General features: G+C 32.5%; 19 protein-coding genes. 9 read left to right on the plus strand and 10 right to left on the minus strand.

What is annotated here, in order from left to right; translation table 11 throughout:
* Positions 1-2 precede the first annotated feature (2 nt).
* From KM029_RS08165 to KM029_RS08175, 3 genes are all read left to right on the plus strand, one after another.
* Complete coding sequence (locus KM029_RS08165; RefSeq protein ID WP_144072813.1) at positions 3-578, plus strand: hypothetical protein; 576 nt, start codon at positions 3-5, stop codon at positions 576-578.
* Between the two features lie 20 nt (positions 579-598).
* Positions 599-1882, plus strand: coding sequence for a methionine adenosyltransferase (gene metK, locus KM029_RS08170; RefSeq protein WP_144072814.1), 1284 nt, complete (start codon positions 599-601; stop codon positions 1880-1882).
* Between the two features lie 114 nt (positions 1883-1996).
* Positions 1997-4354: a patatin-like phospholipase family protein gene (locus tag KM029_RS08175; protein WP_158630998.1), complete on the plus strand. Its 2358-nt coding sequence runs from the start codon at positions 1997-1999 to the stop codon at positions 4352-4354.
* A gap of 93 nt (positions 4355-4447) precedes the next feature.
* Here the strand turns inward: KM029_RS08175 and rodA are convergent, their stop codons facing one another.
* A complete protein-coding gene (gene rodA / locus KM029_RS08180) occupies positions 4448-5725 on the minus strand; it encodes a rod shape-determining protein RodA (RefSeq protein ID WP_144072816.1) in 1278 nt (425 codons plus the stop codon).
* Between the two features lie 133 nt (positions 5726-5858).
* Positions 5859-6701, minus strand: coding sequence for an acetyl-CoA carboxylase, carboxyltransferase subunit beta (accD, locus tag KM029_RS08185; RefSeq protein WP_144072817.1), 843 nt, complete (start codon positions 6699-6701; stop codon positions 5859-5861).
* 391 nt (positions 6702-7092) lie between these two features.
* On the opposite strand from accD, the gene fbaA reads away from it, so the two are divergent.
* On the plus strand, positions 7093-8178 hold the full coding sequence (gene fbaA / locus KM029_RS08190; protein ID WP_144072818.1) for a class II fructose-bisphosphate aldolase: 1086 nt from the start codon (positions 7093-7095) through the stop codon (positions 8176-8178).
* Between the two features lie 93 nt (positions 8179-8271).
* On the opposite strand, the gene KM029_RS08195 is transcribed toward fbaA, so the two are convergent.
* Positions 8272-9153: a hypothetical protein gene (locus tag KM029_RS08195; protein WP_144072819.1), complete on the minus strand. Its 882-nt coding sequence runs from the start codon at positions 9151-9153 to the stop codon at positions 8272-8274.
* A 78-nt stretch (positions 9154-9231) separates the two neighbouring features.
* Complete coding sequence (gene aroC, locus KM029_RS08200) at positions 9232-10326, minus strand: chorismate synthase (protein ID WP_144072820.1); 1095 nt, start codon at positions 10324-10326, stop codon at positions 9232-9234.
* Positions 10327-10492: 166 nt separating this feature from the next.
* Between aroC and KM029_RS08205 the strand changes: the two genes are divergently transcribed.
* The 3 genes from KM029_RS08205 to KM029_RS08215 all read left to right on the plus strand — a co-directional run bounded on the left by KM029_RS08205 (position 10493) and on the right by KM029_RS08215 (position 12504).
* On the plus strand, positions 10493-10843 hold the full coding sequence (locus KM029_RS08205; protein WP_144072821.1) for an STAS domain-containing protein: 351 nt from the start codon (positions 10493-10495) through the stop codon (positions 10841-10843).
* 55 nt (positions 10844-10898) lie between these two features.
* Positions 10899-12164, plus strand: coding sequence for an adenylosuccinate synthase (locus KM029_RS08210; RefSeq protein ID WP_144072822.1), 1266 nt, complete (start codon positions 10899-10901; stop codon positions 12162-12164).
* 133 nt (positions 12165-12297) lie between these two features.
* Complete coding sequence (locus KM029_RS08215; RefSeq protein WP_144072823.1) at positions 12298-12504, plus strand: hypothetical protein; 207 nt, start codon at positions 12298-12300, stop codon at positions 12502-12504.
* On the opposite strand, the gene KM029_RS08220 is transcribed toward KM029_RS08215, so the two are convergent.
* From KM029_RS08220 to KM029_RS08230, 3 genes are read right to left on the minus strand one after another with little or no spacing between them, the layout of a single operon-like run.
* Positions 12501-13256, minus strand: coding sequence for an SDR family NAD(P)-dependent oxidoreductase (locus KM029_RS08220; RefSeq protein ID WP_144072824.1), 756 nt, complete (start codon positions 13254-13256; stop codon positions 12501-12503). The two genes, KM029_RS08215 and KM029_RS08220, sit on opposite strands and share 4 nt — an antisense overlap.
* On the minus strand, positions 13249-13833 hold the full coding sequence (locus tag KM029_RS08225) for a class I SAM-dependent methyltransferase (protein WP_158630999.1): 585 nt from the start codon (positions 13831-13833) through the stop codon (positions 13249-13251). The genes KM029_RS08220 and KM029_RS08225 overlap by 8 nt, the downstream gene beginning before the upstream one ends.
* Complete coding sequence (locus KM029_RS08230; RefSeq protein WP_144072826.1) at positions 13823-14833, minus strand: sugar phosphate nucleotidyltransferase; 1011 nt, start codon at positions 14831-14833, stop codon at positions 13823-13825. The genes KM029_RS08225 and KM029_RS08230 overlap by 11 nt, the downstream gene beginning before the upstream one ends.
* Before the next feature lie 179 nt (positions 14834-15012).
* Here KM029_RS08230 and KM029_RS08235 point away from each other — a divergent pair, with 179 nt between their 5' ends.
* Entirely contained in the window at positions 15013-16065 is a 1053-nt protein-coding gene (locus KM029_RS08235) for a cytochrome-c peroxidase (protein WP_144072827.1), read from the plus strand.
* A 74-nt stretch (positions 16066-16139) separates the two neighbouring features.
* Here KM029_RS08235 and KM029_RS08240 read toward each other — a convergent pair whose 3' ends face one another.
* Both KM029_RS08240 and KM029_RS08245 read right to left on the minus strand, forming a co-directional pair.
* On the minus strand, positions 16140-17321 hold the full coding sequence (locus KM029_RS08240) for a BamA/TamA family outer membrane protein (RefSeq protein ID WP_144072828.1): 1182 nt from the start codon (positions 17319-17321) through the stop codon (positions 16140-16142).
* 117 nt (positions 17322-17438) lie between these two features.
* A complete protein-coding gene (locus tag KM029_RS08245) occupies positions 17439-18779 on the minus strand; it encodes an ATP-dependent 6-phosphofructokinase (RefSeq protein ID WP_144072829.1) in 1341 nt (446 codons plus the stop codon).
* Between the two features lie 234 nt (positions 18780-19013).
* Here KM029_RS08245 and KM029_RS08250 point away from each other — a divergent pair, with 234 nt between their 5' ends.
* Entirely contained in the window at positions 19014-19700 is a 687-nt protein-coding gene (locus tag KM029_RS08250) for a head GIN domain-containing protein (RefSeq protein WP_144072830.1), read from the plus strand.
* 60 nt (positions 19701-19760) lie between these two features.
* Here the strand turns inward: KM029_RS08250 and KM029_RS08255 are convergent, their stop codons facing one another.
* A complete protein-coding gene (locus KM029_RS08255) occupies positions 19761-22187 on the minus strand; it encodes a heavy metal translocating P-type ATPase (protein WP_184679428.1) in 2427 nt (808 codons plus the stop codon).
* Positions 22188-22318 lie beyond the last annotated feature (131 nt).

Below are 22318 nucleotides of genomic sequence, written 5' to 3' on the forward strand. Positions count from 1 at the left end.
TAATGAAAGATAACAAAGGAGATTACTCTTTTATGTTTGATTTCAGTGAAAGTAAAGAGCTTTTAAATATTATTTCAACATATAGAAATGATGAAGGGCAACACATCTTTTCTGTCAATAAGTTTAATAGACCATTACAATTAATTACTGATGATCTAAATGCTATTCCTGGTATTTATGACTGTAAAGCAACTTTAGACTCGGTTGATTGGAAAATGGGCATACGTTTCGCTTTTGTTGATATTGCAGCTTTAAACTCTGCTCTATCTAAAATTGACGGTCAGAAAGAAATAGAATACCTCAAAATTCGCAAAAGAAAAGCACAATGGAAACAGAATATTAACTGGAAACAACTGATCACATCTCATTTACCAACCTCTTCTAAATCTCAGGAGACCATGATAAATGCGATTGATTCAGCCTCTTATTCTTACCATTGGTATTTAAATAGAGAAATTAAGACGATTAAGTCTTATGAAATAAATCGCCTTGGTTCTTCTGAGGTCGAATATATAGGTAAGATTCCAGATGCCAAGACAAGTGCTTACATCACACAATGGAACATTAAGTTTAAATAAGATTACGAATTTTATATAATATGACATATTTATTTACATCAGAATCCGTTTCTGAAGGACACCCAGATAAAATTGCAGATCAAATTTCTGATGCAATATTAGACGCAATGCTTACTCAAGATCCTAAATCTAGAGTTGCATGCGAAACTATGGTTACTACAGGTTTAGCAGTGATTGCTGGAGAAGTAACTACAAAAGCATATGTTGAAATTCCTGATGTTGTTAGAGATACTATCAATAAAATAGGATACGATAAAGAAGACTATTCTTTTGCTGCTCACTCATGTGGTGTACAAGTAGCTTTACATAGTCAATCACCTGATATTGCTCAAGGTGTAAATGTTGGCGAAGGTGTAGATAAAGAACAAGGTGCTGGCGACCAAGGAATGATGTTTGGTTATGCTACAAAAGAGACAGAAGAGTACATGCCAATGGCACTAGCTTTCTCTCATAGCCTTGTAAAAAGATTAGCGGAAATACGTAAGAATCATACTGATTTAATTGGTTACTTACGTCCTGATGCTAAAGCTCAGGTTACTATTGAATATAACGAAGATAATACTCCAAAAAGAGTACATACTATTGTTGTTTCTACACAACATGATGAATTCCCTGGTGTATCTGATGATGTAGCTTTAGGTCAAATTGCTACAGATATTAAAGAGCATGTAATTAATAAAGTTATTCCTGCAGAATTAATAGATGCTGATACAATCTTCCACATTAACCCTACTGGTAAATTTGTTATTGGTGGTCCTCATGGCGACGCTGGGTTAACTGGTCGTAAAATAATTGTTGATACTTACGGTGGTAAAGGTGCTCATGGTGGTGGTGCTTTTTCTGGTAAAGACCCTTCTAAAGTAGATAGATCTGCAGCTTATGCATCAAGACATATTGCTAAAAACCTTGTTGCTGCAGGTGTAGCCGACGAAGCATTAGTACAAGTTGCATATGCAATTGGTGTTTCTGAGCCTGTTTCGTTAAACGTAACAACTTACGGAACAAGTAAAGTTGATATGACCGATGCTGAAATCAGTAAAGAAATTGAGAAAATATTTGACATGCGTCCTAGTGCAATTGTAAAAAGATTAGGTTTAACTAACCCAATCTTCTTACCTACTGCTGCTTACGGTCACATGGGTCAAGCTCCATATACTAAAGAAGTGGAAATCAACTCTACAGAAGTTTCTGAAAATAACGGTAAGAAAGTAAGTACTACTGTTACAGAGAAAAAAGAAGTTGAATTCTTTACTTGGGAAAAATTAGACTATGTAGATAAAATCAAATCTGCATTTAAAATTTAATTTTTTTTAAGTGAAAATTATTTTTTCTGAATCCTTGTTGGTAGTTTCACCAACAAGGATTTTTTTTTAACTATGCATATCATCAAAACAACCCTTCTTTTTCTACTAATAGTAATGACCAATTCATTTTGTATTGGGCAGCACTCTTTTACTGATTCTCTTTCAGAAGTCAGTCATAATAAGGGACGAAAAACCGTGGGCCTTGTCTTAAGTGGTGGTGGTGCTAAAGGAATAGCTCACGTTGGAGTAATAAAAGTATTAGAAGAGAACGGTATACCTATTGATTATATCGCTGGTACATCAATGGGGGCAATAGTAGGTGGTTTCTATGCCGCCGGATATACAACAGATGAGTTAGAAGCATTTTTAAGGGACCCTCAATTTCAAGTTTGGGTATCAGGGCAAATTGATCCAGCAGATGAATATTACTTCGGTAAACAGGATAAAGGTGCTGAGTGGGTTAATTTTAATATTGAACTCGATTCAAATTATGATGTTTCTTGGGATCCAACAATCGTAAAAGATGCTTCATTAAATTTTGCATTGTCTGCAAGACTCTACAAGGCATCTTATGAATCACATTATAATTTTGATAGTCTTCAGATTCCATTTAGATGTATAGGCAGTGACATCTTTGAACGAAAGGCGGTTACTATAAAGTCTGGATCTGTAGAAAGAGCAATGAGAGCATCTATGGCTGTACCTCTTGCTTTTAGACCTGTTAAAATTGATGGTAAATACCTATTCGATGGAGGTGTTTACAACAATATCCCTGTCGATGTTATGAAAGAAGACTTCAACCCCGATATGGTTATTGCTGTAAATTTAGGGGCTCATGACATGATTGAAGAGTACCCGTATGAGAATGATGATATAATGGTAAAAGGTAATGTACTTAAATACATTATCATGAATAATACCTACCCAGAAGAAATTGACTCATTAAAAGATGTCTATCTAGGCGTACCTGTTGATGCTTTTTCTTCTGCTGATTTTACTCCTGTTGATACACTAATGAGCATTGGGTACAATTATGCACAATCTCAAATTGAATTCATTAAAGAAAAATACGGAGACAACCCAAGAGTTGAACCAAAAAAATCAGAATTCAAAAAATTATATGACCCTACAGTAGAAGATATTTCTTTTGTTGAATTAAGTGATGACTTAAACTTTGGGCAACGTGTTTTTGTAAGAAACATTATTAAACCAAATAGAAGAAAAGATACTTCAATAGAACATCTTTTGGAACGATATAATATGCTTATATCAAATAATTATTTTAGTGATATTGATGCCTATTTCTATTATGATACTTTAGATTATAAACCTCGATTACATATTGATGTGACTCCTAATAAAAAAATTAGGGTAGGTGTAGGTGGTAATATCGCTTCAAGAAATATCGGTCAAGCTTATTTAAATGCTCAACTAAGTGTATTTAGGAAATCATTAAAAACGATTAGAGTAAATGCATTTGCAGGGGCATTTTATAGTTCTATTAAAGCAGAAGTTGAAACAATGTATGCAAAGGCACTGCCTTTCTCTATAGGCGGAGAATACATTTTAAATAGGTGGAATTATGGTAATGCAGGCGAATTAATTTTTGAACCTAGAGAGCGATTAGATGTATACAGAGCAGATAATTATGCTGGTATCAAAGCAAGTACAGCTACCGGCAGAAAATCTAAAGTTACAATGTTTGGTGGCTATTTCTGGAACACAGACAAATATGATCAAGTAGTATATTTAGAGAATGATTCTAATGATATTTCATTACCTATTGATATTATTGGAGAAGAGCAGCTTTCAGGTTGGACTTTTGGTGCTACATGGGAAATGAATAGTTTAAATAACCCTACTTTTCCAACTACCGGAAAACGCCTAAAAGCTTCTGCAAAAGCTATTTTAAGTGACAATAAATTTAAAATTTATGTAGGTACCCCAATAACAAGTGATTTTTATAATCCTTGGGAAATGATTCAGGTACAATATGAACAATACTTTCCCTTTAAGTTTTTTACTTTAGGTATAAGAGGTCATGCTGTTGCTTCAAACTATCAGAATTCTATTACAAAATCTACTTCTCTAGCAAACGCACCTGCATATTATCCATTGTTTGATTCCAGATCTCTATTTACAGAGGGATTTAAAGGGCCAAACTTTATAGCAGGAGGTGCTAAAATCATCAAAAATATAGTTGGAGAAAGTGTACGGTTACAGCTAGAAGGTCATTTCTTTTCATCTAATGTATCTTATGAAAGTAATAATAGCGTTGACGTAACCGTTGTAAAACATGATTTCTTTGATAAAGATTATATGGACTATGCTCTTTCTGGATCCTTAATTTATAGTAGTCCAATAGGACCAATAAGTTGCTCTGTAAGCCATTATAATGAAGAAGATTATAACTATATGTTTTTACTAAATATTGGTTTCCTTCTCTACAATAAAAAAATTCTTGAAGAATAAGCTATCAGTGTTAATAATTTTCAGAATAAATAATAAAGGCAGTAAAAGAAATAAATTCTCTTACTGCCTTTACTGTCATATAAACAATAGTATCTAAGATCTACTTAACATCTGAGATCTATGACTATCTAGTTTGATAAACGTAAATAATAATAGTGTAAATGCCCAAAGAGACGATCCTCCATAACTAAAGAATGGTAAGGGAATACCAATTACTGGAAATATTCCTATCGTCATTCCCATATTAATCATAAAGTGAATAAAGAAAATACAGGCGGCGCTGTAACCGTACACCCTAGCAAATCTAGATTTCTGCCTTTCTGCCAAAATGATTAACCTAATAATAAGAGCAGCAAATAACCCTATCGTTACAAGGCTGCCTATCCAACCATGCTCTTCTCCAATAGTACAAAAAATAAAATCGGTACTTTGCTCAGGAACAAAGTTAAACTTAGTTTGAGTACCTTCTAAGAACCCTTTTCCTACTAATCCTCCAGAACCAATAGCAATTTTAGATTGTGTTACTTGATAACCAACACCTAAAGGATCAATATTTGGGTTTACTAAAACTTCTATTCTTTTTCTTTGATGGGGGCGCATTACATCATACATAATGTAGTCAATTCCTTCTGTAAATAAGAAAGAGACCACACCAATTGTAGTGACTAATAAAATGAGAGATTTATTTTTCTTTTTATAAACAATATATGATATACATAACACCACTAATAAGCCTAGAGATATCATTATTATAGTCTCAGAAAGTACCAAAGCCATTATAAATAAGAATATTGCCCATAGTCCTAATGTCATAATCCAATCTGGCAATCCCTCTCTATAAAGCATAAGAATAAAGGCACTAAAAACCATTGCAGAACCAGTATCTTTTTGCAGCATAACTAATGCAGTAGGTAAACCGATAATTGCTAAGGCTGCCAATAGACCCGAAGGCTTATCAATTTTAACTGTTGGATTATCTATATACCTTGCTAAGGCTAATGCCAATGCATATTTTGCAAATTCTGAGGGTTGAATACGTATAAAGCCTATTTTAAACCAAGATGTATTACCTCCTGCAGAGTGTCCTATAATTAAAACCCCTAACAAGGCAATTAATGTAACACCAAATATTGGGTAAGCGAATGTATTAAAGAACTTAAAATCAATTAGCATGATAGAGGTTGCAATAATTGCAGCACCACCAATCCACATTAACTGTTTTCCAGAATTTAAGCTTAAAGAAAAAATACTTGTTGGAGCATCAGGTTGATAAACCGCCGCATATATATTTAACCATCCAACAATAACCATTGTGATGTATAAAAAAACGGTAAGCCAATCGACGTTCTTTTTTGTAGTATCCTGACGCATATTTATTTTACTCCTAAATAGGATCTTTATCAATCAAAAAATGAATGCTAAAGTTCCTCAAAGTTTTGAACAAAAAAAAGTCCTCAGAACTAAGTTTTCAATTCTGAGGACTTTATATTTAGTTAATTAACTTTTAGTTTTGAAGCATCTTCAAAATTGTAGTTAATTTTCTTTTTAATTCTCTTCTATTAACAATCATATCCACAAAGCCTTGCTCTTGTAAGAACTCAGCACTCTGGAAACCTTTAGGTAAATCTTTACCGATTGTTTCACGAATTACACGAGGACCTGCAAAACCAATTAATGCACCAGGTTCAGCAATATTTAAATCGCCTAGCATAGCATACGATGCTGTAACACCACCTGTTGTTGGATCTGTTAATAAACTGATGTAAGGTAAACCTGCTTCATCAAGTAATGCTAATTTAGCAGAAGTTTTTGCCATTTGCATTAATGAGAAACCTGCTTCCATCATACGTGCACCACCAGATTTAGAGATCATTAGGAAGGGCATTTTATTAGCCAATGCGTGATCAATACCTCTAGCAATTTTCTCACCTACAACAGAACCCATAGAACCACCAATAAAGCTAAAGTCCATACAGCTTATAACTAAGTCTAAGCCGTTTACTTTACCTACTGCTGTTCTACAAGCATCTTTTAGGTCTGTCTTTTTCTGACTAGCAGCAATACGATCTTCATAAGTTTTGCTATCCTTAAAACTTAAAGGATTTCCTGAAGTCATATTTGCATCTAATTCTTCGAATTTATTTTGATCAAAAATGATTTCAAAATATTCTTTTGAACCAATTCTGACATGAAATTCATCATCAGGGCATACGTAGGCATTCTCACGTAACTCCTGCATATGTATGATCTTGCCTTGGTTTGTTTTATACCAAAGACCGTCTGGTGAATCTTTCTTTTCACTGGTAGGGGTTTGTATCCCCTGTTCCTTTCTTTTGAACCAAGCCATAGGAAACTTCTATACTGTGTGTAGAAATAAAAATCTATGTACACACTAAATGTACATTTGGATCGTAAAGATATTCATAAACATAAGACAACAAAAGTCTATTAGTATGTTAGCATACTTTTTTTTCTATTTTTTTCTATTTTTTCGGCTTTAACCTCTACTGTTACATGTATATAGGCCATTTTTGCAAAAGCCTAAATAATTATAAATATTCACAAATAAGATTCGCTTTTTTATCAAATTAATATTTTAACTGATAATTATAGGTAAATTAATATTACTAAAGTCACCAAAATCGGACTACCATAATCGATATACTTGTTGTATATTTGTGCTGCAAATTTGCATAAGTAGTTTATGCATGCTATCACAAATTATTCAAAATAATATTATGTCTTTTAACATTAACGACATTAAACCAGGTGTTATCACTGGTGAGGACGTAGAGAAAGTATATCAGTATGCTCTTGAAAAAGGTTTTGCACTTCCTGCAGTAAACTGTGTTGGTTCTAACTCAGTAAACGCTGTAATGGAAACTGCTGCTAAATTAAAAGCTCCAGTTATTATTCAATTCTCTAACGGTGGTGCTTCATTCTATGCTGGTAAAGGCATTAAAGGTGAAGGTCAAGCTGCTGCAATCGCTGGTGCAATCGCTGGTGCAAAGCATGTTCATGAATTAGCTGAAGCTTATGGTGCTCGTGTAATCTTAAACACTGACCACTGTGCTAAAAAATTACTTCCTTGGATCGACGGTTTATTAGACGCGTCTGAAGAGTACATGAAAGAAAAAGGTAAGCCTTTATTCTCATCTCATATGATTGACCTTTCTGAGGAGCCAATCGAAGAGAACATGGAAATTTCTGGAAAATACTTCGAGCGTATGGCTAAATTAGGTCAAACTCTTGAGATCGAATTAGGTATCACTGGTGGTGAAGAAGATGGTGTTGACAACTCTGACGTTGATCCTTCTCGTCTTTACACTCAACCTTCTGAAGTTGATTACGCTTATGAAAAATTAGGTGCAATTGATCACAAATTCTTAGTAGCTGCAGCTTTCGGTAACGTTCACGGTGTATATAAGCCAGGTAACGTGAAGTTAACTCCATCTATCTTAGATGATTCTCAAAAATATATCGTTGAGAAGCATGGTACTGAATCTAAAAAACCTGTGAAATTTGTATTCCACGGTGGTTCAGGATCATCTTTAGAAGAAATTCGTGAAGGTATTTCTTATGGTGTTATCAAAATGAACATCGATACAGATACTCAATGGGCTACTTGGGATGGTATCCGTGGATACGATGCTAAATACCATGATTATTTACAAGGTCAAATCGGTAACCCAGAAGGTGCTGATGAGCCTAACAAAAAATATTATGATCCTCGTAAATGGTTACGTGTATCTGAAGAGTCTATGATTACTCGTTTAGAGAAAGCATTTGAAGACTTGAATGATGTAAACATCTTCGAAGACTAATCTTTGATTATTTCTGATTTAATTATCAGTAAATATAAAAAAGGGTTCTAGATTAATTTCTAGAACCCTTTTTGCTATTCAAATGATGGCTACCTATATTTCATAATCAGGCATTTTCCATTTTCCAAATAGCTTTTTAATATTTTTCTTTAAGAAACCAGAAGCTTCATAGGCTAATTTTGGTTCTTGCAATGGTCTTGGGTCAATTTTTTCAAAATGGTTTGAAATAGCTTCTGAATTCTGATATTTATCAAAAAATATTTTCAATACAGTTCTATATTCCTTAAAATTCCAATAATGATATATAAAAGGCTTTATCAGTTCAAAAGCTCTATCTTTTTGGTTAGAAAAAATAACTGAAAAGGCAAATTGTTCAGAAACATGCGTTTGCCTGTTTTTATGAATACTGTCAGAAAATAATAATACCTGATCTAATAGCTCTTTATCAGATTTTTTAAAGCCCAATACTCCAGCGTTATACATTGTTTGTTTCAATGGAAAATCACCTTTTTCCTTAAATCGGACTTTTAAATATTTTGTTAGTTTTTTATGAACAATATTTTTTTTATTCTCTACAATAACACCTTCATCATCGTGCATAAGTAAGATATTGTTATTTATTTTCTCAAAAATAACATCCGAATTTTCAGTAAAAATTGTATCTGTATCTAGATAAAGAAGGTTAAAGTCTTGCTCAAAAGTCGAACTATTTAAATAATCAAGAAGAACTTTTATTTTAACTCTATGAATAAATAAATATTCTCCTTTCCACTTTACAAGCTGCTCATGGGTAATTTTCCTAAAATCATATTCATACTTTTTAGGTAATCGTTGTTCTAAATAACTTACACTATCTGTGTAAATTACAATTAGATCGACTGTATTGTCATATTTCGACAAGGAATGAATTGACATTATACATTCATTCAGAATTTCTTCCATTCCATAAGCCTGATATATGATTATATTTCTCATATAAAATAATTTTGTCCATAAAAAAACAAACTACTTCAAAATAGAAATAGTTTGTCTTTTAATATATTTTATCTTGAATTATTTATCAAGAATTTGATCTAATCTGTTTCCTTTTGCTCTTATTACCATATCTGCAATTGTTAAAGCAGACATTGCTTCTACAATCGGAACTGCTCTTGGAACTACACATGGATCGTGTCGTCCTTTTCCAGATACTGTAGCTTCATTCCCGTCCTTATCAATAGAATCCTGATCTACCATAATTGTAGCAACAGGTTTAAATGCAGTACGGAAGTAAATATCTTCACCGTTCGATATTCCACCTTGAATACCTCCTGATAAGTTCGTTTTTGTTCTAATTTTCCCAGCATCATCAGCATAGAAAGCATCATTATGTGTAGAACCTCTTAATTTAGTTCCCGCAAAACCACTACCATATTCAAAGCCCTTACAAGCATTGATACTTAGCATTGCTTTACCTAATTCTGCATTTAAACGATCAAAAACAGGCTCACCTAAACCAGCAGGTACACCTGAAATAACACAAGATACTATACCTCCAATGGTATCTCTATCTTTTCTTACTTGATCAATTAATTCTATCATTGCATCTGCCTTTTCAGCATCTGGACAACGAACTATATTTTTTTCTACTTCTGCAAAATCTAAAGTAGAATAATCGTCAGATACTTTTATATCTCCTACTTCAGAAACATAAGCATTAAACTTTATTCCTAAACTATTTAAAAACTGTTTTGCTACAGCTCCGCCTGCAACTCTTGCTGCAGTTTCTCTTGCAGAACTTCTTCCTCCACCTCTATAATCTCTATTACCATATTTTGCATGGTAAGTATAATCAGCATGAGAAGGTCTGAATACATCTTTAATATGAGAATAATCTTTACTTCTTTGATCTTGATTCCAAATTAGTAATCCAATAGGTGTCCCAGTTGTAACTCCTTCAAAAACTCCTGAAAGAACTTCTACAGAATCTGCTTCTTTTCTTTGTGTTGTAATTTTTGATTGACCTGGTTTACGTCTATCCAATTCATTTTGAATTTCCTCAAGGTCAAATTGTACGCCCGCAGGACAACCATCTATTGTTACACCGATCGCTCTGCCATGAGATTCGCCAAAAGTTGTGATTCGAAATGCTTTTCCAAATGTATTCATCGCCTTACTTTGATAGTTCTACTAATAAAAAATGCTTTTTTTTCCTTATTATTTTAAAAGAAACACACTTTCAACCCCGAAGTTATGATAAAATTATAATTGATTACAGTTTCCTAACTATCTTCAAGTTATATTTGTGAGGTTTTTCACTAAAAACTAGAAAAATATGGAATACAGCTTCTTTATTTATGATCAAATTATAAATATTAAGTTAAAAGGAGATTATTTAGGATTACCTAAAGAAAAAATTTTAATTCGAGATGCAAAAATTTTCACGAAGTCTGGTAATATTGATTTTGTAGTGGATGCATCAGAGGTTAATCACATGAACAGTGGTGGGTTAAGTATGCTTGTGCGATTGTATACTGACATTTCTCAACATAATGGAAAAATGTTAATAATTTCACCGCCAGAACAGCTAACAAAGTTGTTAAAGATCACGAAACTAGATAAGGTATTCCAAACAGTAACTAGACGTGGAGAAGCAATGCAATTACTAAGGTTAAACCGTAGTTAATTGTATTATTTATTATTGAAAATTAATACAGGACTATAATATAATTCTATTAAGAATGGATATTCTTTTAGGTATGCAGTGGGGAGATGAAGGAAAAGGCAAAGTTGTCGATGTCCTTGCTCCAAAGTATGATGTTGTTGCACGTTTCCAAGGTGGACCCAACGCAGGACATACTTTAGAATTCGATGGTAAGAAGTTTGTACTTCACCAAATTCCTTCAGGTGTTTTCCAAGAGGGGACAGCTAATATTATTGGTAATGGTGTAGTACTTGACATTCGTATTTTCCGCGAAGAAATTGAGAAATTAGAAGCAGCTGGTTTTTCAATTAGAGAAAAAATACTACTTTCTAAGAAAACACACTTAATTATTCCTACTCATAGATTGCTTGACGCTGCCTATGAAAAGAGTAAAGGTGATCAGAAAATTGGTTCTACTTTAAAAGGAATTGGACCTACTTACCAAGATAAGTCTGCACGTGTAGGTTTAAGAACTGGTGATTTGTTTGCTGAAAACTTCCAAGAAAAGTACGACGCATTAAAAGCTAAACACATTGAAATCTTAAACTTCTATAAGTTCGATTTCACTGAGCAATTACCTGCAATGGAAGAAGAATTCTTTAGTGCTATTGAGTTCTTAAAGAAACTTACTTTCGTAAATAGCGAATACTTTGTAAACGATGCTTTAAAAGCTGGGAAAAAAGTATTAGCTGAAGGTGCTCAAGGTTCTTTACTTGATGTAGATTTTGGTTCATATCCATTTGTAACAAGTTCTACTACTTTTGCTGCAGGTGCTTCTACTGGTTTAGGTGTTGCTCCAAATGCACAAAAGAATATCTTTGGTATCTTTAAAGCTTACTGTACTCGTGTAGGTTCAGGTCCTTTCCCAACAGAACTTTTTGATCAAGTTGGAGAAGACTTACAAAACTTAGGTCACGAATTTGGTGCTACTACAGGTCGTCAAAGAAGATGTGGTTGGTTAGATCTTCCTATCTTAAAATATGCGGTGATGCTTAACGGTGCTACTGAATTATTTATGATGAAGGCAGATGTAATGAATACTTTCAAAGAGATCAAAATCTGTACTGAATATGTTCTAAAAGACGGTACTACAACAACTGAAGTACCTTACGATTTAGAAGATATTAAAGAGCCAGTTTATACTACTTTAAAAGGATGGAATCAAGAAGTGGATGTAAAACTTCCATTTGAACAACTTCCTACAGAGCTTTTAGAGTATGTAAAATTCATTGAAGATTACATTGGTGTTCCTATCACAATGGTTTCTATGGGACCAGACAGAGAGGAAACTATTATGAAGTAATAGACTTACTTCTATATATAAAAGTGAGTCACTTCTTTAAGAGGTGACTCACTTTTTTTATTTATTTACTAAACTTATCAAGTATATTATTTGTTATATATACCCGTTGATCTTAATACTAAACCTAATTATCATGGAAAATATAGAATTAGACAAAATCATTCAATGCTTTAAAACTTTTAAAGAGTCTCAAGTCATATTTACATCTTCTGAAGGTGAAATTGTGGTTCCTAGATCAGAAGATGAAGCATTTTTATTAAGTGAAAAAGGACATACTGCTATCTTTAGAGACGATTATTCTAAAGATTTAGGATTTGATGGACTAGGCCTTTTTTACTAAATATTTTTATTGACTATTGTTGCAGATGCTTGTGCAGTTGGATAAACAACAAGGTCTGCAATATTCACATGACGTTTTCTTGATACCATAAAATAGATAATATCAGCAATATCTTCTGCATATAAAGGGTCGTAACCTTTATAAACATTCTCTGCCTTTTCTTTATCTCCCTTAAAACGAACTTCAGAGAATTCAGTATTCACTAATCCCGGATGAACAGCTCCAACTCTAATTCCAAATTCATTAAGATCATAGCGCATAGCTTCATTTAAAGCATTTACAGCAAATTTTGATGCGTTATAAACATTTCCGTTTGGATAAACATCTTTTCCCGCAATTGAACCAATATTTATAATATGCCCCGCCTTACGTTCTTTCATCTGATTGATAATAACTTTAGAGACATATAATAATCCTTTTACGTTAATATCAATCATTGCATCCCAATCATCAACATCTCCATCTTGGATAGGTGATAGGCCATGTGCATTACCAGCATTATTTACTAGAATGTCTATTACTTTAAACTCTTCTGGTAAAGAATCTATTTTAGTAAACACTGCTTCCTTATCTCTTACATCAAAAGATAAAGTATGTACATTAACCTTTTCTTTAAGTTCTTTTTTTAATTGATCTAATCGGTCTTGTCTTCTTCCGCAAAGAATTAAATCAATACCATTTTCTGCAAATAATTCTGCGGTGGCTTTTCCTATTCCAGAAGTTGCTCCTGTTATTAATGCTGTTTTACTCATTTATATTTATTTTTTTAAAACACATAAACGACATTTCCATACAACTTTCTTCTGTTTGATTAGGGGGTATGAATAAATGATCAATATGTGAATTGAATTGGAATTGTAATGATTTATACTTTTTTTCAAAAAGCTTAATTAGGTGATCTTCTCTCATATCCCACTGATGCGTAATTAAGAGTAAAAAGCCATTATTTTGTAAGTTGTTCTCAATGGAATTAAATAACTGACTTTCCTTTTCTAGATCTTCTTGCTGACAATGTATTACAGCATCTAAAAGTATAATTTGATAAGACTGACTAATCTCATATTCAAATATATCTGCTACCTCTGTAGCTATATTAGCATAGGTATTTTTAATTATAGATATTCCTTCTGCAGAATAATCTACAGCAGTTACTTTAAAACCTATTTCTGCTGCAATTAATGCTGTTCTTCCTTGTCCTGCTCCTAGATCTAATAAGTTTTTTTTTGATTGAATATTCTTTAAGAAATGAATCAATTCAGGGTAAGGTTTTCCAAATGCATTAGGTGATTTATAAAAGGTATTCCAACCTTCGACCTTATTAATTTCCAAAATTTATTTCAGTATGATCTCCTAAATTTAAACTCTGTGCTATTCCTTTAAGTGTTGAATCATGCCCGACCAAAGAGTTTTTCAATAATAAATCTTTAAGGTCTGTATAAGCACCAATTATTGAATTTTGAAGATTACAATTATCAATAATAGCATCTTCTCCAATTACTACATTAGGTCCAATAATTGAATTCTTAATGATTGTGTTTTTACCAATCTTTACCGGTTGGATAAGAATAGAGTTTTTACATTTCACATCATCAGGCGTTGTGACTTGGAATCCAGGACGACCTAATAATGTTGCATTAGCTTCTAATAAAGATCTTTTTGCTCCACAGTCATACCAATTTCCTACCTCTTGAACATCAAAATGAGCTCCTTTTTCCACCATTCTTTGAATTGCCCCTGTAATAACAATTTCATTCTGAGATGTAATATTATTCTCGATCACCCAATCAAGACATTCAATAAAAGTAGGAACATCAACTATTTTATAAATACCCACCAAACCTAAATTAGATTTTGGTATGGTTGGCCTCTCTACAAACTTCTTTACTTTATTACCTTCTATTACTTCTGCCACTCCTACTTTACCAGGATTATCAACTTTCTGAATACCAACCACAGAATTTGGATTTGCCAACATCTTCTTTGCATCAAAGTTTACAATTGAATCTCCTAGGCAAACAACAACTTCTTTTTCATTTTTAAATAACTCATGGGCAACAAATACTGCATGAGCAGAGCCTTCTCTAGGTATTTGTACTACAAAATTAAATTGAATTTTTGTATCTTTGTAATTATCTAGAATGAAAGATTCTATTCTTGCTCCCATATAACCTATTACAATTATAAAGTCATCAAAACCTGCATCGATAAATATATCTATAATATGAGCGATAACAGGTTTTCCCGCAACTGGTAATAGGGCTTTTGGTTGGGTGTTTGTTAGAGGTCTTAAATTAGAACCTCTACCCGCAACTGGAATAACTACTTTCATTTTCTTATAATATAAAGTGAATGTTCAAATATAATCTACATTTAAGAACTCTCACGAAATTTTAAACCAATTAATTCGATTTTTAATCGAATATAATCACTACTAAATAATTCAGCTTACTAATATAGCTAATAGTAAACCTATTTTTAATTCTTACACATAGTCTTAAATTCAATAAAATGAAAAACGCAGTAATTTATATTTCTGTTATCGCATTTTTACTAACATCTTGTTCTAGCGATGGCAAGAAATCAGAATCGACAAAAGCAGAAAAAGTAACAAAAGAAGAATGGAAAGTTGCTTCTTCTATGTTTGGAGTGTTACCTAAAACAGCACCAAACCCTGACAACCCATTAAATGATTCTAAAATCGAACTTGGGAAACTTCTTTATTTTGATACTCGTCTTTCTAACGAAGGAAATATTAGTTGTAACTCATGCCATGATTTAGCAACTTTTGGTGTCGATAATAAACCTACATCTCCAGGTGACACAGGTGAATTTGGAGAAAGAAACTCACCTACAGTTTATAATGCAGCACTACAATTTACCCAATTTTGGGATGGAAGAGCTAAAGATGTTGAAGAACAAGCAATTGGACCTATTTTAAATCCTATTGAACATGCAATGCCACATGAAAAAGCAGTAATTGATAGATTACAAGAAGTAGCTGAGTATGCTAAATTATTTAAGAAAGCATTTCCAGATCAAAAAAATCCGGTGACTTATCAAAATGTTGGAAATGCAATTGGTGCTTTTGAAAGAACATTATTATTTCCTTCTAGATTTGATAGGTTTTTAGCACAAGAGAGCAATGTTTATTTACTATCTGCAAAAGAAGCACAAGGACTTAGAGATTTTCAAGAAGCTGGGTGTGTTACTTGTCATTCAGGAAATATGCTAGGTGGAAATATGTTTCAAAAATTTGGCTTATATGGTGATTATTGGGATTTAACAGGTTCTACAAGACAAGATGAAGGTAGAAAAGATGCTACAGGAAAAGATAGTGATAAATATTTCTTTAAAGTACCTACCCTAAGAAATGTATCTAAAACTGCCCCTTATTTTCATGATGGCTCAGTTGCAAAACTTGAAGATGCAGTTAAGATTATGGCCAAATTACAATCAAACAAAGATATCACAGATGAACAAGCTTCGAACATAACTGCTTTTTTAGGTACTCTTACTTCTAAAATACCTGAAGAAATAACAAAAGCACCTGTTTTACCTTAATCATATACTAAACTATAAAAGCTCTATTTGATAGGTTCAAATAGAGCTTTTATTTTTATTATAATAAGTTGTGTTTAAAATGCTTCTCTTATCCCAAAATACCATATAAACCCATCTTTACTATAGGTTGTATCTAATCTTATATTAATTCTTTCATAAGGTAAAATAGCATACCGTACACCAACACCAACAACGGGAAGCCATTCAGCATCGGTAAAGTCATTGTAGTAACCAAAAACTTTACCATTCCCTAAAAGTCCCATAAACCTTAATCTATTATCCAATAAAGGAGTAGTCCATCTATATTCAATTTCAATGTTTAAAGCATTTTTATCAACTCTTCTTCCTGATTGGTACCCTCTTTGAACATCTCCATTAACTCTACCATAATATGAGAAATTAGCAACTTCTGGATTTCCTGCTAGCAAATTTGCATAGACTTTTGCCGCTATAACGTGTCTAGAATTTTTATTGATAGACCAAAAACCCATTATTTTAATTAGGTTAGCAAAATATGCATTTGATTTTCCTCCAGAATTAAAATATTGATAGCCGGTATAACTCAAAAAATAGCCTTTGTAAGGGTAATTTACATTATCTCTGGTATCAAAATCCATTTTATAAGCTACTCCATTATTTCCAGAACTTCCTGTTAATCCATTTGCTTGTACTAAAGTATCAGCTCTTGATGTATTTCCTTCAAAATCAATCTTTTTATAATTATACCCTAAACCCATGTATAATTTATTATATACTCTTCTCATTAAATATGAGTCAAACTGAAATACAATTTGTTTAGCATCTGCTGTAGTAATATTAGTGGTATCAACATCTAGAGTATTATCATAAACATTATATACAGAAATATCTTTATTTAATCCACCGCCTCCTGCACGAACACGGATTCTCCAAGTATCTTCTTTTAAATACAGTTCATTATTAAAACCTGCAATATAAGATTTGTTTGTAGTGTACATTCCATAAAAAGATGTCATGGAAACTGGAGATATTGTATCACCTTTAGAAGGGTAATAAGTTAACATTGGAGCTACGAAAAGACCAAACTTTATTGAAGGATCGTACATAGGTCCTGGTACTACTCTAAGTTTAACACCTTTCCGTTCCTCAACAGTATTAAACTTTGTCATCTCTTTTTTCTCACTCTTCTTTTTTTCAGTTTGAGCAATAACAGAATTCTGAGAAAACAAAACTAAAAGGAATAAGAATAGGTAAGGAGAGTATTTTTGAAAGCGCATAGATTTTTATTTAGCGTGCAATATTAAAATAATGAATATCCCCTAAAAGAAAAAGGGAAGGTACCTTTTAAAGTACCTTCCCTTTTATATGAAATAAATTATCAGAGTATAATAATATTATTTATCCTCATTGGTCATATTTATAGGCTGTCCAGTTGTTTCTAAAACTGACCACCATAAAGAACCATCAACATCTATTTTCTTTCTTGAAGCAGTTGCTACAGGAATAGGTAAATAAGTGAATTGGTTATGCCAACGTCCAACAACAAAATCAGTAAGACCTGCCATTGCACCATGTACTGCATTCAAAGCTAAATCATTACAGAATACACTATCCGCAGGGATAGCAACTTCTGAACGAATAATATATGATGGATCAATATATTTTACTGTAGCCTCGATACCTTCACCTGTAAAGAATTTACCGATCTCATCCTTAAGGAATACACCAATATCTTTATGCTTTACATTTCCTGATTTATCTTTTACTTCGCTACCCTCATCAAAAAGGTGTTGACCAGCGCCTTCTGCTACTACTACAAGTGCATGATGACGATCTACAACTCTTGATTTTAATGCTGCTAAAAATCCTTTTTCACCGTGAAGGTCAAATTTAGATTCTGGTACCAACACAAAGTTTACATCTGGCATTGCTAAAGCTGCATTTGCTGCAATAAAACCTGAGTCTCTACCCATTAATTTTACAATTGCAACACCATTATATGCACCTGTCGCTTCATTATGAGCATCTCTTACTACAGCTGCTGCCGTTGTAAAAGCTGTGTCAAAACCAAATGTTTTGGTCATATAATTAACATCGTTGTCAATAGTTTTAGGGATACCTGCTGTAACGATTTTTAAACCTCTACGTTTAATTTCCTCGTTAATTACGTGGTTACCAGCTAAAGTACCATCACCTCCAATAGTAAATAATATATTGATGTTTTCTCTTTCAAGAGCATCTACCATTGCAGAGATATCTTGACGACCTCTTGATGAACCTAAAATTGTTCCACCAAATAAGTGAATATCTTTAACAACCTCTGGAGTTAATTTAATCATTTCATGGCCATACTCAGGAATGAACCCTTGGTAACCATACTGAATACCCCAAATGTTTCTTACTTTATATCTGTAGTATAATCCATTAACTAATCCACGAATTACATTATTAATTCCAGGACATAAACCACCACAAGTTACAATTGCAGCTTTAGTTTTAGATGGATCAAAATAAATTTCTTTTCTAGCGCCTGCTTTTAAGAATGATATTGGTTCTTCACCAGATTCCATATTAGCTTTATATGCTTCTATAGATGGATCATAAATAATCCTTCTTGAATCGTCAATAAATTCTTTGTCTGGAGCTTCTTCGGCGTAGTTTTTAAAAATCGGAGATAATAACGTGGCTTTACCTAATCTATTAACCTCAAAATCTGATCTTTTCAAGTCGTTCATGAGATAATTTTTCTTTTTATATATTTCAAGTTTGAAAACACGAATAACAGTATTTTAAATCTAAAAAAGGATGACAAAAGTAACCCTATTTAAATGGATCTTCATTTCATGCAACCTTTAAGGTTAAAGCATGTCTTTAAAGCATAATACTATTAATTTCACACAATATTTAGTTTGTTAATTGTTGTTATTCAACATTAATAAAAATATTGACACACAAAATTACAATAAAAAATGAATTATAAATTTATTATTAGTACTCTTCTTCTACTTTTTACAACTTTTCTTTATGCTCAAGAAGAAACAACGAGGAGTTTAGATAATTTCAAAAAAATAAAAATAAGCGGGTCTTTCGATGTTGAAATATCTCATAGTAACGAAAACACTGTGACTATAATAGCACACGGAAAAACTAAAACAACAGATATCATTACAGAAATTACAAATGGGAAATTAAGTATTTACCCACGTAAAGGTGTTCGAAATGTAAATGCTGATATCATTATTACTTATACTGAAAAATTATCTGGAATAGGTTTTTCAGGTTCTTCAGATATTAGATCAAAAGGTTTATTAGAAACTGATGATATTGGTATTGCTGGCAGTGGATCTGGATCTTTTAAAGGAGAAATAAATGCCAACTCTATTGAAACATCTCTAAGCGGATCTGGAGAATTATATCTTAAAGGCAATGCAAATAACTTATCTATTTCTGTGAGTGGTTCTGCTGATATTGACACTAAAGAACTTGAAGCAAAAATTGTTACGATCTCTGTTAGTGGCTCTGGGGACGTAGATTGTTTTGCTACAGAAGAAATTACTGCTAGAGTTTCTGGTTCTGGAGATATTAGATATAAAGGTCAACCATCTCGCACAAAAATTAAAGTGAGTGGATCTGGTGATATAGAACAAATCAATTAATGATCGACATAATACAAAAAAATAGCCCATTAATCAAAGTAAATGATTAATGGGCTATTTTTATTTCCCTAACAATCTAGCTCCACTCATTGTTGTTCCTAACATACCTATTAAAACCACAGAAATTGAACTTAACGGCATCAGTATTGCAGCAATTAAAGGTGATAAATTTCCTTGAACAGCGTAGGACAACCCAAGTATGTTATATAGGAATGATATCACAAACCCAACATAAACCATTACTGTGGCTGCTTTTGAAAAACGTAAATACATGGCTAATTTCTTCACTTTATTTGCTGCCAAAATTCCATCACAAGCTGGAGAAAATTGATGGGCATCTTCTGCCACTGCAATACCAATATTAGCTTGTTTTAAAGCTCCGGCATCATTTAATCCATCACCAATCATTAATACCTTGTCTCCTTTTTCTTGGTTTTTACTAATAAAATTCATCTTATCTTGAGGTGATTGCTCAAAATGCATTGTTGTTCCATTAGGAAAAATTTGTTCTAATTTTTTTCGTTCAGAAGAATTATCACCAGATAATAATGAAATCTTGTAGCCTTTTGTATTTAGTTTGTACATAAGTTTATCAATATCCTTTCTCAAAGATTGAGCTAAGGTAAACCTACCTAACACTTTATTATCAATACAAACATAAGAAACCGTCTGAAAAGTTTTTTCCATACTATTGTCTGCATTTACAAAAGAGGCTTTTCCGAGTTTAATTAATTTACCATTAATTATTCCCTCAATGCCAGAAGCTTCTACTTCTTTAAAGTTTTCTACATCTATCTTTTTATCAAATGATACTAAAGATTGAGCTATTCTACTACTTACTGGATGAGTAGATTGAGATGTAACGGCATAAATAAGTGCTTTATCTTGTTCAGAAAGTTCTTCGCCTTCAAAATTTATAGCTTGTTCTTTTGCTGAAGTTATAGTTCCTGTTTTATCAAATACTAAATGATTAATCGACGACATTTTCTCTACAGCCTCAGTATCTTTAGGAAAAAGGCCAAACCTTGCCATTATTCTCATTGAATTACCCAAAGCAAATGGAGCATTTAATGCTAAAGCACACGGACAAGCAATAATCAATACTGATGTAAATGTATTAACTGCATGAGTAGCTCCATCTACAGACCACCAATAACCTCCAGCAATACATGCTACTAATAAAATTATGAGTGTAAACCATTTAGAAATAATATTAGTTTTGGTCTGAAGAAATGCTTTTGTATCCTCCTCCTGAAAAGTTTGTTCATTCCATAATCGAGTTAAATAACTTTGAGAAACTTCTTTTGTTGTTTCAACTTCAATAACTCCCCCCATTTGTTTTCCTCCAGCATATAATCCATCACCTGATAATTTCTTAATAGGTTTAGATTCTCCTGTAACAAAAGAGTAGTCAATTTCACCAACTCCTTTTTTTAAGATAGCATCTGCAGGTATTAATTCACCATTTTTTATAATCAATGTATCGTGAACAGCTAATTTAGAAAGAGGTATATTTTCTTGTACTCCTTTTACAATTCGAGTAACTGCTATTGGAAAATAAGATTTATAATCACGCTCAAAAGATATATTATCAAAAGTTTTTTGTTGGAACCACTTCCCTATCAACAAGAGAAAAATTAAAGCACCCAAAGAATCAAGGTAACCAGCTCCTGTTTCTGTAAAAATTTCATATAAACTTCTAAACATTAGTGCCATAATACCCAAAGATATAGGTACATCAATATTTACACCCCAATGTCTAATTGCATTCCAGGCAGAAGTTAAGTAATCTCTTGCTCCATAAAAGAAAACTGGAATACTTAATAAAATATTTAAGTATCCGAATAACTCAATAAAACTCTGGTCTTCTACAGTAATACCTAAATATTCTGGAAACGAAAGCATCATGATATTTCCAAAGCAGAAACCAACAACACCAAACTTTATATAAAAAGATTTTTCTTGCTCACGCGACGCTTCTTTTTTCTTATTTTTTTCTAAATCTTCTAAATTAATTAATGGTTCATACCCAAGATTAATCAAAAGTTCTACTAATGCTCTTAGCGTTAATTTACTCTCCGAAAAAGTAATATAGATTTCTCTTTTTAAGAAATTGACTTTAGCTTCATGAACCCCACCATGTAAAGCAGGTAACTTTTCTAAAAGCCAAATACATGATGAACAATGAATTTGAGGCAAATAAAAACTTAACTTAGATACACCACCATCTGTAAAATCAATTAATTTTCTACGGATAGTTTCATCGTCTAAATAGGCTAGCTTATCTTTTTGAGACCTTCCTTTTTGACGAACGCCAGGCTGATTATTTAATTTATAGTAATCGGATAAATCATTTTCTTGTAAAAGTTCATATACCATATGACAACCATTACAACAGAATGATTTTTCTTCTTCATTTTTTATTATTTCATCCTTGCAGTCCTCTCCACAATGATAACAAGTTTCTAAATGTTTGTCTGAGTTCATGTCTAATTTGATCTGAGGTTTATGCAATTTCGTTAGCAATTCTGAATTCTCTACTGATATCTATCAATTGTATGAGGATATTGACAAATAAAAACTAAAATTGTAACAAATTAGATAAATAGAATATTCAT

Source organism: Flammeovirga kamogawensis (genome assembly GCF_018736065.1).
GTDB classification, from domain to species: domain Bacteria; phylum Bacteroidota; class Bacteroidia; order Cytophagales; family Flammeovirgaceae; genus Flammeovirga; species Flammeovirga kamogawensis.

Excerpts from the sequence above, each read along its gene's own strand:
- KM029_RS08165 (WP_144072813.1), top strand. The coding sequence starts at position 3 with ATGAAAGATAACAAAGGAGATTACTCTTTTATGTTTGATTTCAGTGAA.
- accD (WP_144072817.1), bottom strand. The coding sequence starts at position 6,701 with ATGGCTTGGTTCAAAAGAAAGGAACAGGGGATACAAACCCCTACCAGT.
- KM029_RS08245 (WP_144072829.1), bottom strand. The coding sequence starts at position 18,779 with ATGAACGACTTGAAAAGATCAGATTTTGAGGTTAATAGATTAGGTAAA.
- metK (WP_144072814.1), top strand. The coding sequence starts at position 599 with ATGACATATTTATTTACATCAGAATCCGTTTCTGAAGGACACCCAGAT.
- KM029_RS08195 (WP_144072819.1), bottom strand. The coding sequence starts at position 9,153 with ATGAGAAATATAATCATATATCAGGCTTATGGAATGGAAGAAATTCTG.
- rodA (WP_144072816.1), bottom strand. The coding sequence starts at position 5,725 with ATGCGTCAGGATACTACAAAAAAGAACGTCGATTGGCTTACCGTTTTT.
- KM029_RS08220 (WP_144072824.1), bottom strand. The coding sequence starts at position 13,256 with ATGAGTAAAACAGCATTAATAACAGGAGCAACTTCTGGAATAGGAAAA.
- KM029_RS08215 (WP_144072823.1), top strand. The coding sequence starts at position 12,298 with ATGGAAAATATAGAATTAGACAAAATCATTCAATGCTTTAAAACTTTT.
- KM029_RS08230 (WP_144072826.1), bottom strand. The coding sequence starts at position 14,833 with ATGAAAGTAGTTATTCCAGTTGCGGGTAGAGGTTCTAATTTAAGACCT.
- KM029_RS08205 (WP_144072821.1), top strand. The coding sequence starts at position 10,493 with ATGGAATACAGCTTCTTTATTTATGATCAAATTATAAATATTAAGTTA.
- KM029_RS08250 (WP_144072830.1), top strand. The coding sequence starts at position 19,014 with ATGAATTATAAATTTATTATTAGTACTCTTCTTCTACTTTTTACAACT.
- fbaA (WP_144072818.1), top strand. The coding sequence starts at position 7,093 with ATGTCTTTTAACATTAACGACATTAAACCAGGTGTTATCACTGGTGAG.
- KM029_RS08235 (WP_144072827.1), top strand. The coding sequence starts at position 15,013 with ATGAAAAACGCAGTAATTTATATTTCTGTTATCGCATTTTTACTAACA.
- KM029_RS08175 (WP_158630998.1), top strand. The coding sequence starts at position 1,997 with ATGACCAATTCATTTTGTATTGGGCAGCACTCTTTTACTGATTCTCTT.
- KM029_RS08210 (WP_144072822.1), top strand. The coding sequence starts at position 10,899 with ATGGATATTCTTTTAGGTATGCAGTGGGGAGATGAAGGAAAAGGCAAA.
- KM029_RS08240 (WP_144072828.1), bottom strand. The coding sequence starts at position 17,321 with ATGCGCTTTCAAAAATACTCTCCTTACCTATTCTTATTCCTTTTAGTT.
- aroC (WP_144072820.1), bottom strand. The coding sequence starts at position 10,326 with ATGAATACATTTGGAAAAGCATTTCGAATCACAACTTTTGGCGAATCT.
- KM029_RS08255 (WP_184679428.1), bottom strand. The coding sequence starts at position 22,187 with ATGAACTCAGACAAACATTTAGAAACTTGTTATCATTGTGGAGAGGAC.